Origin of the sequence: Mycobacterium branderi (assembly GCF_010728725.1) — a bacterium.
Taxonomy (GTDB): Bacteria; Actinomycetota; Actinomycetes; order Mycobacteriales; family Mycobacteriaceae; genus Mycobacterium; species Mycobacterium branderi.
Window position 1 is genome coordinate 605,958 of record NZ_AP022607.1, and the last position, 18,329, is coordinate 624,286.

Below are 18,329 nucleotides of genomic sequence, written 5' to 3' on the forward strand. Positions count from 1 at the left end.
ACGATGTCTGTTGAGGCCGGTGACAAGGCGTTCTGGGAGACGAAGAATGCATCGTTTTCGGCTGCCACGCCCGACTGTGACCTTTTGCATCCGCAGTTCACCCAGCGGAATCCTTCGTCCTCGCTGACCGAAACGCACTTCTTCGGTTTCAGTGTGCCCGAGGAGAATATCCATGCGATCACCTACCTGTGGCATCACCCCAACCTCGGTGTGGTCAGCGGCGGCGCGTCGGTATGGCAGGGCATCAAGTCACATCCGCTGGCCTCCGAGCTGTTCAACTGGACAAGCTTCGCCGGTGAGGACATGCTCGCCAACGACCTGTGGGACTACCGTTTCGACAACGGCTATCACGTGCAGACGCTGGAGCCGCTGAAGCGGCACAGGCTGCGCTATGTCGATCATGCACGAGACAACGCATTCGATGTCGAAACGGAGGCACTGATGGAGCCGGCGCTGTTGGCGACCGGCTTGCATTTCGAGCAGGCGATGCGCGTCCGGGGTGAACTCACTTTGCGCGGCAAGACCTATCAGGTCGACTGCACACACGTGCGGGATCGCTCCTGGGGTCAAGGGCGCAGCGAAATGCACGCGCCGATGCCACCCATCACCTGGACGACCGGCGTGTTCGGAGACACCCTCATGTTCGGCTGCCTGGCTCACGACCACCCGGACCTGAACCCGGACTGGAAAGGGCGTCTGGAAATTCCGGGTGGCGATCCGACCAAAGGCGGCTGGGTTTACCGCAACGGCACGCTTGTTCCCATCGTCGCGACGCGTAACCGCGTCCAGCGCGACTACGCCACCCTGGCGCCGGTCACAGCCGACATCGTAATGACCGACGCGACCGGACACGATTACGCTCTTCATGGCGAAGTCGTCGCAGCCAACCGCCTTCCTGCGTGGCTGAATGTCGACACCTGGATCTGCCTTGCGCGCTGGGAATATCACGGCCAAATCTGCTACGGCGAGCTGCAACAGATGCAATGGCACGACTACATCCGGCAATTCCTGGGAGGTCGGTAACGGAGCGGCACTCAGAATCGGTTGTAGCTCAGAACTTCCGACACCGGCTTTCGATACACCTTCTTGAAGTCGGTGCCGATCGTATAGGCGATCGGGAACAAGCCCACTTGTGTGTACTGATCGTGCGGGATGCCCAGCAGCTCGGCGATCTGCTTTTCCCGGCGCGAAGCGACCGTTGTCCAGGCCGAGCCGAGGCCACGCTCGCGCAAGGCCAAAAAGAAGCTCCAGACGGCCTGAATGATCGAGCCCCACATCGCACATTGCTCGGGAAGGCTCTTGCCCTCCGGGCGACCGGGCATCAGCGGTATCAGGATCGCCGGCATCCGGTCCAGCTTCTCGGCGAGCGCGTACGCGGACGCGACGATCGCGTCCCCGCCGGGAACATCATGGGACGCGGCCGGCTTTCCCGGCTGGCTGTGCTGGTAGGCGCTCATCGCCGCCCGATATTCCGCAGCGAGTTTCGTCACCATTTCCCGATCGTCAACGACAATCCAGCGCCATTCGTTGCGGTTTTCAGCGTTGGGTGCCTGCAGGGCGAGTTCCAGACATTCTTCAAGCAGGGCGCGGGGCACCGGTGTCGTTACGTCGAGACGTCGACGAACGGCGCGCGTCGTCGTTAAGACTTCGTCGACCGTAAGATTCAGCTTCATCGATAGCCTCTTTCGCACTCCTACAACAGGTTTGGTGACACGAGCAGGTATCGCGTCCTGCAAGACCAGGCTGGCGGCTACCCGGCGACCAAGTCTTCAGTTGTGAGTAAATCGGTAACGAGGTCGGGATGGGTGATCATCGCGTCATGGGGTGCGTCGATTTCCAGGGTCCGGACCCGGGGGTCACCGACGGCGCGTGTTTTCGCCCGGACGTAGCACCGCTGCAGACCGTCGTAACGTGTTGCGCGACAGGACACGAACAATACGGGGACCCCGACGTCGGTACGCTCAAGCTTCAACGGCTGAGTCATCGACGCCGCGGGCTGAGGTGTCAGCTTGGACGTCACCCACGCCACGTCGTCGGGGTCGATCACACCGCAGCCCTGGGCGATTTGGGTTGCCACGGCGCCGGCGATGACCGGCCCGCTCGCGGAATCGGTCCGCGTCGCCATGACGGTGCGCCGACAGTCTTCCTCACCGACGATGTCGGCAACCGTTTCGCCGTCCTCGGGCCAGAACGCGTCGAGGTACACCAGTCGGGCCAGGCGTTGCGGAGCCCGATCGGCGACCGCGGTGATGACCATCCCGCCGTAGCTATGGCCCACAAGGATGACGTCACGAAGATCGTCCCGATCGAGAACACCCACAATGTCGGCGATGTGGGTTTCGAGGTTCACCGCCGGGCTGAGCAGGTGAGCGCGCTCAGCGAGCCCGGTAAGCGTCGGCGCGAAGACGTCGTGGCCGCGAGCGCGAAGCCGATCAGTCACCCGCTTCCAGCACCATCCACCGTGCATGCCTCCCGCAACGAACACAAACGTTGACACGGCCCCATCGCCTTCCGATCACACGCAACCGATTTGCCCGCACCGGGCAGCGAAACCGGTTGCTACTTAAGGCAGCAGCCCAGGTCAACGGGTAGTGGGACGCCAGTGATGTAGCGCGACTCATCGGAAGCGAAAAACAGCACCGCATTGGTGATGTCTTCGGCCTCCACCCACGGCCGCGGCATGATGTGAAACGTCTCACAGACCGGCAGGATGTCGTCTGCACCGGGGTTGGCGAGGTCGGGCCGCAGCAATCTGTAGGTCCGTTCGTTCATCAACATCGGGGTGTTCACATGGGTCGGATGCACGCTGTTGACGCGGATCATGTGTTGGCCGAGTTCGACCGCGAAGGCTCGCATGAGCCCGACCACGCCGTGCTTGGACGCCACGTAGTGGCACATGTTGGGATATGCCTTGAGTCCGGCAACCGAACTCGTCAGAACCACCGAGCCACCCTGCCCTGCCGAGATCATGTGGCCCACACCGGCTTTCACGGTCTTCCAGACGCCGCTCAAGTTGATGTCGATCGTGGCCTGCCAGGCGTCTTCTTCGAGGTCATAGTGGGTATCTCCTGCCGCGTCGCCGATTCCGGCGTTGGCGACGATGACATCGAGGCGGCCCAGTTGTTCGACGCCGCCGTCGACAGCGCTCTTGAGCGCGCTGAAATCGCGGACATCGACCTCGGCGGTGACGACGCGGCGATTGAGTTCCTTGATCATCCGCGCGGTCTCGGCGAGGTCGTCCTGGGTCGAAAAGCTCACCGGGATATCGGCGATCTGCTTACAGATGTCGACGGCGATGATGTCCGCGCCTTCTTGTGCCAGGCGCACCGCGTGGCTTCGGCCCTGGCCACGTCCCGCTCCGGTGATAAGCGCAACCTTGCCCTCAACTCGCCCTGCCATCAGTACCTCATCTCAGATCGGACGGCGCCCGGACGTTCCGCCCGGGTATGCTTTGTGTCTTCGAACGCTCTTCGTGTCTCTCGACCTGCCGGTTGCGTTGCCGGAAGGCTGTATCGTGCAGTTACGGTGAGCATTTCGCTACTTGAGGCAGTGACCGAGGTCGACGGGCAGTGCCACGCCGGTGATGTAGCGCGATTCGTCCGAGGCGAAAAACAGCACCGCATTGGTGATGTCTTCGGCCTCCACCCACGGTCGCGGCATGATGTGGAACGTCTCACAGACCGGGATGATGTCGTCTGCGCCGGGGTTGGCGAGGTCGGGCCGCAGCAATCTGAAGGTCCGTTCGTTCATCAGCATCGGCGTGCTGACGTGTGTTGGGCTCACGCTGTTGACGCGGATCATGTGTTGGCCGAGCTCGACTGCAAACGTGCGCATCAGCCCGACCACACCGTGCTTGGCGGCCACGTAGTGACACATGTTCGGGTATGCGGTCAGCCCGGCAACCGAACTCGTCAGAACAATCGAGCCGCCCTTGCCCGCTGAAATCATCTGGCCCACACTGGCTTTCACTGTCTTCCAGACGCCGGTCAGATTGATGTCGAGCATGGTCTGCCAGGTGTTTTCATCCAGGTCATAGCAGAACACCCCCGCGTCGGCAATGCCGGCGTTGGCGACGATGACATCGAGGCCGCCCAGCTGGCTCACCCCGTCGTCGACGGCGCTTTTGAGTGCGCTGAAATCGCGGACGTCGACTTCGGCGGTGACGATGCGCCGATTCAACGCCTTGACCATGCGTGCCGTCTCGGCAAGGTTTTCGGCGGTGGCCGGAGCGGATGAACTCACCGGGATATCGGCAATCGGCTGACAGATGTCGATCGCGATGATGTCCGCGCCTTCTGCTGCCAGGCGCACCGCGTGACTGCGGCCCTGGCCACGTCCAGCTCCGGTGATAAGCGCGACCTTGCCCTCAACCCGCCCTGCCATCAGTTCCTCGTTCGCATCAGAGCACGGATCGGGCCGGCGTCTACACAACGAGATTTAGTGCTGACGCTCATGACGAACTCGTCGAGGTTGCTGTGCGAGTCGGCGCGCTAAGCGTCGATCCCGCTGCGATCTCCTCTTGTTCGATGACATCAAAGGCGTCGAGCACGTGCTTCTGATAGGTATCGATCCAGACTTGGCGCTGGTCGGAGTGGTCAAAGACGATGCGGCGGTCGTTGGTTATGGCGCGCACTACAATCGGCGCGATGGACTCGGGGGCCAGCATGCGCAGGTTGTCATGGACGAAGTCGTCCGGCACACGCACCGGCCCGGCCTTGGGTCCCCCGAAGCGCGCCGGCCGATAACGTTCGTTGTTGTCCTTCATCCCGGTGGCGACGCCACCCGGGCAATACACCGTGGTGTTGATGTTGTGTTCGGCAAGCTCGGCGCCCAGGTTCAAAGTGAACCCGACGATGCCCAGCTTGGAGGCCGAATAGGGCGCGTGGTTGGGGATCCAGGCTGGAAACATGCCGGCAACCGAGGCCGTTGCCAACAGATGTCCACCGTTTCCATGAGCGATCATGTCGGGCAGGAACGCTTGTGCGCAATAAATCGTGCCCATCAGATTGACTTGCAGGATCCAGTCGACGTCGTCGTCGGACATATCAATAAGTCGCTCAAACGAGGTGGCCCCGGCGTTGGCGATCAGCAATGTGATGGGGCCGAGTGCCTGTTGCGCCGCACTTTTCATCGCCCTGATCGACTCTCGTTCGCAGACATCGCATTCCAGGGCTGTCGCGGTGCCGCCGGCGGCAGTGATCTCTGCTGCCACGCGTTCGGCATTGGTGGGGATGATGTCGGCAACACCGACCGCTGCGCCTTGCCTGGCCAGTTCGATGGCCAGCGCCCTGCCGATGCCGCTGCCGCCGCCGGTAACGACTGCGGCGCGATTTTGGATGTCGGTCATGTGTTGGGATCCGTTGTCGTGGTTAGTCTTTAGGCTTTAGCCCGACATCGTCGGTAAACAGCCGGGCGCTGGTATACCGATGCACAGAGCGCTCGGCCCGGGCCGGCAGAGCCCCACCAGGTGCGTCGCTGTCGGCACGTGGATTCCTCTCAAGGCGGGGCCGTTCGGCCAGTGAAACGGTGAGCTCAGGCTGCCCCGGCGGTGATGGGTTCTTCACCGTTGAGGGTGAAGCGGTGCAGCACGCGACCACTCGCGGGGTCATAGGGCCGCACCCTGTGCATCGTGCCGGTGTTGTCCCAGATCAACAGGTCGCCCATCTGCCAGCGATGGTGGTAGACGTATTGCTCCTGCGTCGCGTGGGCGAACAGGCGGTCCAGCAGCGCACGGCTATCGGCCGGATGCATATCCACAACATGCGACGCCGAAGTGCTGAGCACCAGTGACTTTCGCCCCGACTTATGCTGCCAGACAAGCGGATAGGTTGGCTTGGGATAATCCATCCAGACTTTGTAGTCTTCGAGGCGCGCATCGGGCACCGCATGGAACATCGCCGCGTGCAGCGAGTGGACCACCTGCAGTGTTTCCAGGTACTTCTGCTCGTCGTCGGGGAGATCCTCAAACGCCGCATAGGTGCTGGCGAACTCGGTATCCCCGCCTTCGGGGGAAAGCACCCGCGGGGTCAGCACCGTGGCGAAAGGTGGAATTCGCTCGTATGTGCCGTCCATGTGCCAGAAGAAGGTCCCGGGGAAGAACTCGGCGTATTGCGGGTTTTCCCGCATATCCATCGTGACTTTCATCAGTCCCCCCTCGCCTTCCTGCTTGACTTCGCCAAGGCGCAGGTCGCCGAGGGTGCGGGTGAACGCGCGTTGCTGATCGTCGGTCAAATTCGCCCCACGCACGATCAGCACACCGCGCTTCACCAGTAAGTTGCGGATCTCTCCCGCATGACCGCCATCGAGCAGGGCCTCGGAATCGATGCGAAGTTCTGCCCCGATCTTCGGCTTCAACGGAGTCCACTCCAGGCTCAATGCAGCACCTCCTGATCAGAACGAGCCGCGCCACCCGATGGCGGCACAGGCATCGAAATCCTCATGCCGGCCCCTTCCAACCGGAAGAACACAGGCCGGGCTCCTCACTGTGTTATGACGCCGCTGACCCAGCCTACAAGGTTGGAACCAAGTTGACAATATCGGACTTTACAGTAGGCTGCGAGCAGCAGAACTACTTCTCGTGAGGCCCCAAATCCAGCTCCGGCGGGGCGATCGCGAGCACAGCCGAACCCCGGGCGCCGCAGGGGGCACCGGTCCGCACCGCACGAGGCGGCGCGTCGAAGGCAGGAGACTATGACACAAGAGATAACCGTCGATATCGACGATGATGAGGGGCCCCGATTCGCCACGATCACCGACGATGCGGTGGAACGGCTGCGCCGCGCGATTGGTGTCCCGATCGCCGACACCGTCGAGCCGTGGTGCTACGAAGCGACCCGCGACAACATACGCCACTACGCCCACGGGATCGGCGATGACAACCCGTTGTGGTGCGACCCGGAATACGCCAACACCGGCCCGTACGGGACATTGATTGCCCCGCCGAGTTTTGTGTTCGCCCTCAGCCGGATCCTGTCGGGCTACGTCGGGGGGTTGCCGGGCATCCACGCCATGTGGGCCGGCGCCGACCTGCATTGGCACCAACCGATTCGGCGCGGGACGGAAGTGAACACCAAGGCGTGGCTCAAAGACCTCATCGAGCACCAGACGCGATTCGCAGGACGCGCATTCCGGCAGATTTATCACGTCGAGTTGTCCTCCAGCACAGGCGAGTTGCTCTGTGAGGGTGATTCATGGTGCTTTCGAACAGAACGCGACACTGCCCGCTTGAGCGGCACGAAATATGACGAAGCCAAGAGTCGGCCGCCCGCGCGCTATTCGGAGGAGGATCTGCGCGAAATATTCTCGCGCTACGACGATGAAGTCGTCCGCGGTTCGCAGCCACGGTATTTCGAAGATGTGCAGGTCGGCGATCGGTTGCCGACCATGGTCAAAGGGCCCATGACCGTGACAGGCTTCATCGCCTACGCGCAGGGCTGGGGTGGTCTGTACATCAGAGCCAACAAGCTCGCCTACAAGCAGATGAGCAAACATCCCGGGCTGGGCATCCCCAACCGTTTCGGCATCCCCGACGTGCCCGAACGTGTTCACTGGGAAGACGAATTCGCCAGGGCGGTCGGCACTCCGGGTGCTTACGACTACGGGCCCGAACGCTGCTCGTGGCTCATCCACCAGCTGACGAACTGGATCGGCGACGACGGTTTCGTGGTGAAGCATTCCTCGCAGATCCGGCATCACAATGTGGTGGGCGACTGGATCCGTATCGAAGGGTCGGTGACGGCGGTGGATCATGACGGCGGGGACGGTGCAACAGTGACTGTCACCCAGCGGGCCTACAACCAGCACGATGAGTTGTCGGCATCCGGTACCGGTGTGGTGCGGCTACCGCGTCGACGTCGCGGATAGCGGCCCACCACCTGGGCGGTGCCATGCGGGCAGATGCGCTGATGAGTGAGCCGGACGGGGCGCAGCGGTGGGACCGTGTCGAGGGCACCATCATGTCCACCGCGCGCGACATGCGCCGCGCCTATGATCGGGTGTTCTCGGAGGTCGGTGTCAACCTCGCGGAGGCGACGGTGTTGGCTCACCTCGTCGACGGTCCACTCACGCAGGCCGAACTTGCTCGTCGCGTCGGAACCAGCCGCACACACGCCGGTGGCCTGATCGACTCGTTGGAACCAAAAGGTGCAGTGCGGCGAGTGGCGGATGTCAACGATCGGCGGGTATGGCTGGTGACCCTGACCGAAGAGGGCCGTGCGATGTGGGAACGCTCCGCGGCGGCCGACCGGGAACTGCGCAAAAACTTCCGTCTCGGGACGACGATGCAGCAGCGCGAGCAACTCGACGCGGTATTAGCGATGGTTCAGCAAAATGTGCTGGTACTGCTCGACGAGGCTGGTCGGGTCGGCGGGGCCAGGACCTGACCGTGTCCGCCCGTACTGCTCAGCTGCATGACATACCGCTGTCGGGCCGGCTCATGGGATGCCGGCAACTTCGTAAGCCTGTTGACTACATTCCGCAAGATTGTAAAACCGTTGTCAATATCGGGGCGCTGACATAGCCTTTTGCACAGCGAAGGCGGCGGGGTCCGGATCGGAAGGGAGCTGATGTGGCGACATCGGTCGAAGTGCCCCTCTGGGGTGGCGCGGCTCGTTCGGATAAGGAGGGCCTGTTGTGAACGCGGCTGCTGCGCATCCCAAATATCCGAAGGTGTTCAGTCCGATCAAGCTGGGCCCCATTGAGATTGCCAACCGGTTCTACTTCGCCCCCCATGGGCTGAATCTGGCCCTCGGAACCGAGCCGAGCAATGATTTTCCGTACTACAGCGCCGAGCGCGTCCGGGGCGGGTGCGGCCTGGTCATCACCAGCCTGAATTTGCACGGGAAGGTCTTCGGCATGCCGTCGCCGTACCCGGAGAGGAACGTCCCGTCGTTTCAGGCGATGGCTGATGCGATCCACCGCGAGGGCGGCAAGATTTTCGGTCAGGTTTGGTACAACCCGTTTCAGGTCGGGCAATGGGGTGCTCTTGGTCCGCCGCGACCTGCGCTCGGGCCGTCGTCGGCCCAAACCTTCGGCAACAATGAATGCAGCCACGCGCTGCGGGCAGACGAGGTTCGCAGCCTGATCGATGCATACCGGCGGTCCGGGGCGAACCTTCGCCGTGCCGGCTACGACGGCCTGGAGTTAAGCGTGTGCCACGGCACGCTTCTCGAGCAGTTCGCCTCACCGTATTTCAACCAGCGCACCGACGAGTACGGCGCCGCGCCGGCCAACCGGTTGCGACTGATTTTCGAATGCCTGCAGGCCGCCCGTGACGGCGCGGGCGACCAACTGGCGATTGGGATCCGGTTCAACTGCGACGAGATGCTTCCGGGCGGTTACACCCAGTCGGACGCCACCGAGATGCTGCGTGAGATCTGCGGGTCGGGTCTGGTGGACTTCGTGGATCTCGATGTCGCAGTGGAACCCAACCAATTTCACTTGGGCATGCCGTCGGTGTTCGTGAGTCCACACGTCTATGAGCCGTACGTCATTGCGATGCGCGATGCGGCCGGCTCCGTTCCGGTGATCAGTGTCCTTGGTCGGCTGACGTCGCTGGCAGAGGCCGAGACCGCCATCGCCGACGGTGTCTGCGACATGGTGGGCGCCGCCCGGGCCTTGATCGCCGAGCCGGATCTGGTGCGCAACGCGCGCGAGGGCAATGAGGACCGTAGCCGCACCTGCATCGCGTGCAACTGGTGCATGGCGTCGTTTCCCCGGGGCGCCGCCGGATGCACGATCAACCCGGCGAGTTTCCGCGAAAGGATCTGGGGCGGTGGCTTCATCGGGAAGGGCGCCGCCAAACCGTCGAAAGTAGTGGTCGTAGGCGGTGGACCGGGCGGGCTTGAGGCCGCGCGGGTGGCCGCGTCACGAGGGCATGAGGTGGTCCTGCTGGAGTCCGGCGACCGGCTCGGCGGTGGTCTTCGTCTCTGGGCCACGCTGCCCGGCCGGGAGTGGTTCGAAAAGGGCGTGGACTGGTGGGCCGGCGAGCTGACCCGACTCGGCGTCGACGTCCGGCTCGGCGTTAAGGCGACCGCCGAGACGGTTCTCGGCGAGTCCCCCGACGCTGTGATCGTCGCGACCGGATCACGGTATTCGCCCACCGGCCGGAGCGGTTTTCTCAACCAGCCCATCGATGGTCACGATCAGGACTTCGTCTACAGGCCGGAGGACGTTCTTCGCGAGGGGCTGCGTCCCAAGGGAAAGGTAGTCCTGCTCGACGGGGAGGGTACCCATGCCGGTCCCGGGATCGCGGAATTGCTCGCCCATGGCGGGGCCGACGTCGAACTGGTGACATCGGGGTTCGCGCCGGTCGGCCAAGACCTGATGTACACCGGTGAGGTCGGGTTCATCGTCGGGCGGATCAAGGCCGCCGGCGTCACCATCTCGACACAGACTTATCTGCGCAGTATCGGTAACCACGAGGTGACGGTTTACGACGTCTTCACCGGGGCGGAGCGAACCATCACCGGTGTCGAGGCGGTGGTACTTGCGACGTCGCGAGAGCCCAACGACGAGTTGACCGATGCGCTTGAAGGTAAAGTGACGCAACTATTTACGATCGGCGACGCGCTGGCGCCCCGGCCGATGGCCGCGGCCTCGTTCGAAGGACAAAAGTTCGCGCGCTTCATCGGTGAGCCCGGCGCGCCCACCACATTCAACGAAGCATTCTGGCCGGATGAGCCGTACGAGAACATGCCCCAGCCCGCCGCTGTCCTGCTCGACCGAAGTGAGGTGTCCGCACCTCAGCTCGATCTGGTCGGTGCGGGCAGCGCGCCGGGGAGCGCCACCGACGACGCGTAGGCCGCATCGAGGTCGTGCCGTTTTGCCGCTCGGCGAAGCGCGACACAGCACCGCCGGCGACACAACGACCGCCTAGCGGGGACTGAAACTCCTTGTGCAACAACTGTGCTCAGCCGGAAATCGGTTAACGACGTCTGACGATATTCAACGGCCACCGTCAGAGTTCTGGCGCCGCAGCGCGAGGACGCTGCCGTCACCGTCGGCTGAGAAGTACAAAGTGCCGTCACGCCCCGCGGCGATGCCCGCGAACGGGCCCTGTGGACCGGAGAAGGGCGCCATCCCACGCAACGGTTTGGCGATCACCCCGGGCGGCGCGCCCAGGGGAAGGTCGAACGCGATCGTGTGCCGGTCACGGGTCCGGGTGTCGAAGGCAATCACTGCCTTCGCGCCGGCGTCGACGACGAACAATTGGCCGTCGTGTACCAGGATCCCCTGGGGGGTGTGCAATCCCTCGGCGAGGGTGTGCGCGCCGGAACTCGTGATCTTCACTATCCGCCCGGTCGCTGATTCAGTCACCAGGCACGTGCCGTCGGGGCCGATCGTCACTCCCACCGGGTCCTGCAAACCCGAAGCCAACGTCCGGACCTCGCCGGAGCGAATCGCCAGCACCCCTCCGGTGCCGAGTTCGGCGACCACGGCGGTGCCGTCCGGGCCGACCGCCACACCGTAGAGCTGGTCGAAACCGTCTGCGAGTACCTCGCTTTCGCCGTCGGCAGGGCGGTATCGCGCCACCTGACCATTGGAGGTGGTCACGATGAACTTGCCGTCGCCAACCGGGGCCAGTCCTCGCAGGAAGCCGGGATAGCCGGGGGCGAACAGCATCCCGGCAGTGTGCAACTGGCCGTCGGCCGCCAGCCGATAAAAGTAGATGCCATCTGCGATATACAGATTGCCGTCGTCGGCCACGGCCAAATCCAGCGGCCAGTTCAAACCACCGGACAGCAGCGGGCTGGCCTTTCCGCCCTCGAGGATCTCGGTGATCTGGCCGTTCAGACTGGAGACGAACAATCGCTGATCGACGAACGACAAATTGTCCAGCCCCGGATCGAGCTCGGCGAGCACGGTGCGTTCACCGTTGCGAGGGTTGATCCGCAGCACTTGGCCGCTGTGGAGCTGCGTGGACACGATGTAGCCTTCAGCGTCGAACTTCACCGAGTCGGGCACGCCGAGGTCTGCCGCGACGGTTTCGGGTCGGCCGCCGTCCGGGTCGATGCGCCAGATCTCGTTGGCGCCCATCACCGGGAAATAGAGCAGCCCGTCGGGCCCGACCTCCATTGCATTGGGCATCGGCACGTTCTCGAGCAACACGCGTGGCGTCCCGCCGTTGCGGTCGAGTTCCAGCAGACGTCCGCCTTCCCGGCATTCGCCGACGAACAACCGGTCGCGAAAAACGGTGATGCCGTTGGCGAGTGGGATGTCGTCGCGCAGCACCCGGGCCTGTCCGCGTCGGTCGAGCGCGCTTACCCGCCCGTCCATGACTTCGGTCGCGAACATATTGCCGTGCTCGTCGAACGCAAGGTCGTCGGGCCCGATGATCTCGCCGCCCTTGGCGCTGACGACGTCCAACGCACCGCTTGTGGTGTCCATTGCGCTGATCTGACTGCCGGTGACTTGGGCGACGTAGAGACGACCGTCAGGACCGGTGCGCAATCCGTTGGCGCCGAATAGCCGACTGGGCGGGGTGATCCGGTCCAGCTGCCAACCCTCGGCGACGCCCGGGCTGTGCGCGGCGCGGTAGCGCCCGGGTGCGGTCATCGACGACTCTCATCGGTCACGTCGCGCGGTGGGCCGGCGCTGATGTGGCTCAACAAGCCCTCCCTATCGAGGCTTGACGGTACGCATGCCTGCAGAATACTGCAACACCTATACTGTCAAGTAGTATACAATATCGTGGCTGGGCGTATGCAGCGGCGGGCAGCAACCCGCCGACTCGACTCGGCTTTGGGAGGCGCGCATACCATGGACAACTTCGACTCCGTCGACTTCTTCACCGACCCTTCTGTCGTTCCTGACCCGTATCCGTATTTCGACTACCTTCGCGACAAGGGCCCCGTGGTCCCGCTACCCCATTACGGCGTTGTCGCCATCACCGGTTACGACGAGGCCAACGCCGTCCTGAAGAACAACGACGCCTTCTCCAACATCGCCGCGATCGGTGGCCCATTTCCGCCGCTGCCGTTCGAACCCGAGGGCGACGACATCAGCGCCCAGATCGAGGCGCACCGCGACCAGTTCCCGATGTGTGAGCAGATGTCGACAATGGATCCGCCGCAGCACACTCGCGCGCGCTCGCTGCTGAGCCGCCTGCTGACGCCGAGCCGGCTCAAGGAAAACGAGGAGTTCATGTGGCGTCTCGCCGACCGCCAGCTTGAAGAGTTCCTCGGCAACGGCGAATGCGAGTTCATCGCTGAATATTCCAAGCCCTTCTCCACCTTGGTGATCGCCGACTTGCTCGGTGTGCCCGAAGACGACCACAAGGAGTTCCGCATAATGCTGGGCGTCGATCGCCCGGTGATCGGCGCCCTCGACCATGAATCGGTGGGCGCCCCGCTGGAGCGGCTCGACGAGAAGTTCTGCTCCTACATCGAGGACCGGCGCCGCCGGCCTCGCGACGACGTGCTGACGGCGCTGGCCACCGCGAAGTATCCCGACGGCTCTACGCCCGAGGTCATGGATGTGGTCCGCACGGCCAGCTTCTTGTTCGCCGCCGGTCAGGAAACCACCGCCAAGCTATTGGGCGCCGCCCTGCAAACGCTCGGCGATCGGCCCGATATTCAGCAGAAGCTGCGTGCGGACCGCAGCCTCATCCCGGCCTTCATCGAGGAATCGCTGCGCATGGAGACCCCGACCAAGAGCGATTTCCGGCTGGCCCGCAAACCTGCCACGGTGGGCGGTGTCGACATCCCCGCCGGCACCATCGTGATGATGTCACTGGGCGGGATTAACCGCGATCCGCGCCGGTTCGACCACCCGCATGAGTTTCGCCTTGACCGCAAGAATGTCCGCGAGCACATGGCATTTGCCCGCGGAGTGCACTCGTGCCCCGGTGCGCCGCTGGCCCGGGTGGAGGGCCGTGTTTCGATCGAGCGGATCCTGGACCGGATGTCGGACATCACGATCAATGAAGCCAAACATGGACCGGCCGGTCAGCGCCGCTACAGCTACGAGCCGACATACATGTTGCGCGGACTCACCGAACTGCACCTCACCTTCACGGCCGCGCGTTAAGCTCTGAGCCCAACGTGGTTTCACAAGTGCCTGCTAGCGGGGGCGGTGGAGTGCACATAGCGGGATGGTCGGGTGTACGCTCGGCCGCGGCAACGGTGCGGCAGTGGATATTCCGCGTGTTTCGATCCCCTGCATTCGGTCTTGCGGCAATCACTGCGCTGGTTTTCGGCGGGGTGGTCGGTGCTGCTGCTCCGTCCGTTCCGCCGCCGACGCAGACGCTGCACGGTGCCGCCATCACCCCACTGGCCGCGGTCGCACCGGCATCCACCGATCCGTCGGGTCCGTTGGTGATCACGGTCAAGCACCCGCCGTCCGGCCTGCATTTCGCGGCGGCCACCGTGTCGGCGCCGCCGCCCACGGTCGTCGTGAATTCGCCTGGCGCCCTGGGGATTCCGTCGATGGCGCTGTCCGCGTACCGCAACGCCGAGCGGATGATGGCCAACGCCTACCCGAACTGTGGGATCAGCTGGAACCTGCTGGCGGGGATCGGGCGCATCGAGTCGATGCACGCCAACGGCGGTGCCACCGACGCCCGGGGCACCGCGGTGCGGCCGATCTACGGCCCCGCCCTGGACGGCACGCTGCCCGGAAACGAGGTCATAGTCCAAAGCAGCGCCCCCGGCCGGGTCACGTTCGCACGCGCGATGGGGCCGATGCAGTTCCTGCCCGGAACCTGGGCGCGGTATGCCTCCGACGGCGACGGCGACGGCATCGCCGACCCGCAGAACCTGTACGACTCCACGCTGGCCGCGGCGCGCTACCTGTGCAGCGGCGGCTTGGACCTGCGCGACTCGCAGCAGGTGCTGTCGGCGATCCTGCGCTACAACAACTCGATGCCCTACGCCCAGAACGTGTTGGGCTGGGCGGCCGCGTACGCCACCGGTGTGGTGCCGGTCGACCTGCCGCCGCTCACCGGTGCCCCGCCGCCGCTCGCCGACATGCATCTGGAGCATTTGGAGAACGCCGAGGGCATCGGGCCCGGGCTGCCGCTGAACATCCACGGCCTGCCCTCGACCGACCCGCTGGCGCAGATGCCGCTGATCGACCTCAGCCAATCCGCCGCCGCCGGCCAGCAACCGATGTGGCCCTGGGCCCAGCAGCAGCAACAGCAGCAACAACTTGGCCCGCGCTCGTCGAGCTGCACGGTCATCTGCATCACCTCGCAAGATACGCCGGTTTTGCAGCCGCCAGTGCTAGGTCCGCCCGTGCCGCCCGGGCCGGCCCAGCCATCGCCGGACGCCACGCCCGTTGCGCCGCCGACGGCTCCCCCGCCCGGTCCGCCACCAGGCCCGACGGAGGCCACGCAACCTGGCCGGCCCGGCTAACTGACAGGCCGTCCATCGCCCGTCCGGGTTAAGCCCGCGACACGATTGAGACATCGACCATAAACCTGCGTGCACAACACTTTTCGGGTATCGCGAGACTCGCGGTCTGCGGCCGGCATCAGCGCTTCGCGCGGCACTGCGGAGTCGCGCCGAGCGACGCGGGCCTAGGCGGACTACGAAAACCGACGGGCCAAACGGCGACACTTGCGGCCCGCAAAGACCTTGCCGTGCGCCGGCCGATGGCCAGGCAGGGATTGTATAGGCCTTGACAGTATAAATGATTGCAGTATGCTCCAGGCATACGTGCCGTCTGTTCTCAGTCGAGTACCAGCAGCACGCGCTGTGCCGATCGCAAATCAGCCCCGCTTCGGGAGGCGCACATACCATGAGCAACTACGATTCGGTCGACTTCTTCGCTGACCCGTCTCTGGTCCCCGATCCCTACCCGTATTTCGATTACCTGCGCAACAAGAATCCTGTGCTACGGCTGCCTCACTACGACGTCGTCGCCGTCACCGGCTACGACGAGGCCACCGCGATTTACAAAGACACCGACACGTTTTCGAGTTGCGTCTCGATCGGCGGGCCGTTCCCACCGTTGCCGTTCGAGCCCGACAGCGAGGACATCAGCGCCCAGATCGAGGCGCATCGCACTCAGTTTCCGCTGTTCGAGCACATGGCCACGATGGACCCGCCGCAGCATGCTCGCGCGCGGTCGCTGTTGGGCCGGCTGTTAACCCCGAGCCGGCTCAAGGAAAACGAGGAGTTCATGTGGCGCCTCGCCGACCGGCAGCTCGAGGAGTTCCTCGGCAACGGCCAGTGCGAATTCGTCACCGAATACGCCAAGCCCTTCACCACTCTGGTGGTCGCTGACCTGCTCGGTGTGCCCGAAGACGACCACAGGGAGTTCTGCGCCATGTTGGGCACCGAGCGTCCCGGCGCGCCGCCGATCGGCAAGTTCGACCACGATGCTCCCGTCGGTGACCCATTGGACGGAAGGCTCGACGAGAAGTTCCGCGCCTACATCGAAGACCGCCGGCGTCAGCCCCGCGAGGATGTGCTCACCGCGCTGGCCACCGCGAAGTATCCCGACGGCGCGACCCCCGAGGTGGACGATGTGGTCCACACGGCCACCTTCCTGTTCGCCGCCGGCCAGGAAACCACCGCCAAGCTATTGGGCGCCGCCCTGCAAACCCTTGGCGATCGGCCCGATATTCAGCAGAAGTTGCGTGCGGACCGCAGCCTCGTTCCCGCCTTCATCGAGGAATCGCTGCGCATGGAGAGCTCGGTCAAAAGCAACTTCCGGCTCGCCCGCAAACCCACCACAGTGGGCGGTGTCGACATCCCCGCGGGCACGGTAGTGGGGATATTCGTGGGCGGCGTTAACCGCGATCCGCGCCGGTTCGACCACCCGCATGAGTTTCGCCTCGACCGCAAAAACGTGCGCGAGCACATCGCGTTCGGCCGTGGGGTGCACAGCTGTGTCGGAGCGCCGCTGGCCCGGGTGGAGGGCCGTGTTTCGATCGAGCGGATCCTGGACCGGATGTCGGACATCAGGATCAACGAAGCCAAACATGGACCGGCTGACAACCGTCGCTACACCTACGAGCCGACGTACATGTTGCGCGGACTGACCGAACTGCATCTCACCTTCACCGTTGCGCGTTGAGGACTGGCGTAACGATGCGCGTCCGGCAATTCGAGACAGCCGTCTGCTGCGCAAATCCTCACCGCCACAAGGAGTCCCGCTTGTGAGCCGGGCCCAAATGTCCGCGGCCGCCGACACCGCCGGCACGCCGCCGATCCCGGAGCGCGCCTTGCGCATCGTTTCCACCGCGACGCCGGAGACCCTTGAGATCGCTGTCGTCGAAGCACCCGTCGCGAAACCGGGCCCCGGTGAGGTGGTCGTGCGCATCGATGCGGCACCGATCCATCCGTCAGATCAGATGGTCCTGTTGGGAGCCGCGGAGCTGGCCGACGCCCGCTTCGGTGGCGCACCGGATCGCCCCCGGGTCGAGATTTCGCTTTCCCCCGCGGCGCGGCGTGCGATGGGTCACCGCATGGGGATAGCGCTGCCTGTCGGTCAGGAAGGTGCCGGGGTCGTCGTGGCCGCCGGGTCCGGTGCCACATCGTTGATCGGGCGCAAGGTGGCCGTGCTCTCCAGCGGGCCCGGCGGCATGAGGGGCACGTACGCCGAATATCTAACTGTTGCAGCCGATGACTGCACGCCGCTTCCCGACACCGTCCCCACTGTGGACGCCGCGGCCATGTTCATCAATCCGCTGACCGCGTTGGCCATCGTAAAAACCCTGCGGCTGGAAGGTCACACCGCGCTCATCCACACGGCGGCCGCCTCCAGCCTCGGCCAGATGCTGGTGAAGATCTGCCGCGCCGACGGGGTACCGCTGGTGAATGTCGTGCGCCGTGCTGAACAGGCGGACCTGCTCACGTCATTGGGTGCCAGGTATGTATGCAACTCTTCTGCGGCCTCCTTCGGCGACGACCTCGTGGCTGCGATCAAAGAAACCGGAGCCACCGTCGCCTTCGACGCGATCGGTGGCGGCACCATGCCCGGCGAGTTGCTCTTGGCCATGGAGGCGGTGGCGCGGCTGAAAAAGCCCGGCCCGTACGGCTCATTCGACGACAAACACGTCTACATCTACGGCCACCTCGATAATTCGCCAACGGTGTTGGCCCACCACGACTATGGGCTGTTGTGGGGTGTCAGCAGTTGGCTGATGCCGGACGTCCTGGCGCGGATCGGTCGCGAGCGCACCGATGCGCTGCATCAGCGCATCCTCAATGAGCTCGACACGACGTTCAAAACTGCCTACGCCCAGTCGATTACGCTCAGCCAGGCGTTGCAGCCCGCGGTGATGAACGGCTACTGCCGCCAAGCCACCGGAGCGAAATATCTCATCACACCGAACATCCCGTCGCAAAATGTGTCCGAACCAGGGCGGGGAACGCACTGAT

The 18,329-nt window shown here is 64.2% G+C and carries 15 protein-coding genes; 8 read left to right on the forward strand and 7 right to left on the reverse strand.

Translation table 11 applies throughout. The annotated features are described in order from the left end of the window. Window positions 1-3: 3 nt before the first annotated feature. The gene (locus G6N47_RS27940) at window positions 4-1,023 is read left to right on the forward strand and encodes a DUF7064 domain-containing protein (protein ID WP_083133765.1); all 1,020 of its coding nucleotides are present in this window, start codon (window positions 4-6) and stop codon (window positions 1,021-1,023) included. Between the two features lie 11 nt (window positions 1,024-1,034). Here G6N47_RS27940 and G6N47_RS27945 read toward each other — a convergent pair whose 3' ends face one another. The 6 genes from G6N47_RS27945 to G6N47_RS27970 form a co-directional block, all read right to left on the reverse strand. Then, complete coding sequence (locus G6N47_RS27945) at window positions 1,035-1,673, reverse strand: nitroreductase family protein (RefSeq protein WP_083133766.1); 639 nt, start codon at window positions 1,671-1,673, stop codon at window positions 1,035-1,037. 77 nt (window positions 1,674-1,750) lie between these two features. Continuing rightward, window positions 1,751-2,497, reverse strand: coding sequence for an alpha/beta fold hydrolase (locus G6N47_RS27950; protein ID WP_083133767.1), 747 nt, complete (start codon window positions 2,495-2,497; stop codon window positions 1,751-1,753). A 62-nt stretch (window positions 2,498-2,559) separates the two neighbouring features. Next, entirely contained in the window at window positions 2,560-3,399 is an 840-nt protein-coding gene (locus G6N47_RS27955; protein ID WP_083133768.1) for a mycofactocin-coupled SDR family oxidoreductase, read from the reverse strand. A 138-nt stretch (window positions 3,400-3,537) separates the two neighbouring features. Then, the gene (locus G6N47_RS27960; RefSeq protein WP_083133769.1) at window positions 3,538-4,383 is read right to left on the reverse strand and encodes a mycofactocin-coupled SDR family oxidoreductase; all 846 of its coding nucleotides are present in this window, start codon (window positions 4,381-4,383) and stop codon (window positions 3,538-3,540) included. A gap of 67 nt (window positions 4,384-4,450) precedes the next feature. Beyond that, complete coding sequence (locus G6N47_RS27965; RefSeq protein WP_083133770.1) at window positions 4,451-5,347, reverse strand: SDR family NAD(P)-dependent oxidoreductase; 897 nt, start codon at window positions 5,345-5,347, stop codon at window positions 4,451-4,453. Between the two features lie 185 nt (window positions 5,348-5,532). Continuing rightward, complete coding sequence (locus G6N47_RS27970; RefSeq protein ID WP_083133771.1) at window positions 5,533-6,375, reverse strand: TauD/TfdA dioxygenase family protein; 843 nt, start codon at window positions 6,373-6,375, stop codon at window positions 5,533-5,535. Window positions 6,376-6,690: 315 nt separating this feature from the next. On the opposite strand from G6N47_RS27970, the gene G6N47_RS27975 reads away from it, so the two are divergent. The 3 genes from G6N47_RS27975 to G6N47_RS27985 all read left to right on the forward strand — a co-directional run bounded on the left by G6N47_RS27975 (window position 6,691) and on the right by G6N47_RS27985 (window position 10,800). After that, window positions 6,691-7,863, forward strand: a complete 1,173-nt coding sequence (locus tag G6N47_RS27975; RefSeq protein WP_083133772.1) for an FAS1-like dehydratase domain-containing protein — start codon at window positions 6,691-6,693, stop codon at window positions 7,861-7,863. A 41-nt stretch (window positions 7,864-7,904) separates the two neighbouring features. Next, window positions 7,905-8,381 (forward strand): MarR family winged helix-turn-helix transcriptional regulator, encoded by a 477-nt coding sequence (locus G6N47_RS27980; protein WP_163659943.1) that lies wholly within the window; start codon window positions 7,905-7,907, stop codon window positions 8,379-8,381. A gap of 250 nt (window positions 8,382-8,631) precedes the next feature. Further along, window positions 8,632-10,800, forward strand: a complete 2,169-nt coding sequence (locus tag G6N47_RS27985) for an oxidoreductase (RefSeq protein WP_083133774.1) — start codon at window positions 8,632-8,634, stop codon at window positions 10,798-10,800. 144 nt (window positions 10,801-10,944) lie between these two features. On the opposite strand, the gene G6N47_RS27990 is transcribed toward G6N47_RS27985, so the two are convergent. Next, window positions 10,945-12,555 carry an SMP-30/gluconolactonase/LRE family protein gene (locus tag G6N47_RS27990; RefSeq protein WP_083133775.1) on the reverse strand — a complete coding sequence of 537 codons (1,611 nt, stop codon included), beginning with the start codon at window positions 12,553-12,555 and terminating at the stop codon, window positions 10,945-10,947. A 204-nt stretch (window positions 12,556-12,759) separates the two neighbouring features. Here G6N47_RS27990 and G6N47_RS27995 point away from each other — a divergent pair, with 204 nt between their 5' ends. From G6N47_RS27995 to G6N47_RS28010, 4 genes are all read left to right on the forward strand, one after another. After that, complete coding sequence (locus G6N47_RS27995) at window positions 12,760-14,028, forward strand: cytochrome P450 (RefSeq protein WP_083133776.1); 1,269 nt, start codon at window positions 12,760-12,762, stop codon at window positions 14,026-14,028. A 50-nt stretch (window positions 14,029-14,078) separates the two neighbouring features. Next, window positions 14,079-15,353, forward strand: a complete 1,275-nt coding sequence (locus G6N47_RS28000) for a lytic transglycosylase domain-containing protein (RefSeq protein ID WP_083133777.1) — start codon at window positions 14,079-14,081, stop codon at window positions 15,351-15,353. Between the two features lie 385 nt (window positions 15,354-15,738). After that, window positions 15,739-17,022, forward strand: a complete 1,284-nt coding sequence (locus G6N47_RS28005) for a cytochrome P450 (protein WP_083133778.1) — start codon at window positions 15,739-15,741, stop codon at window positions 17,020-17,022. An 82-nt stretch (window positions 17,023-17,104) separates the two neighbouring features. Then, window positions 17,105-18,328, forward strand: a complete 1,224-nt coding sequence (locus tag G6N47_RS28010; protein ID WP_232080455.1) for a zinc-binding dehydrogenase — start codon at window positions 17,105-17,107, stop codon at window positions 18,326-18,328. The last annotated feature ends 1 nt before the right edge of the window (window position 18,329 follow it).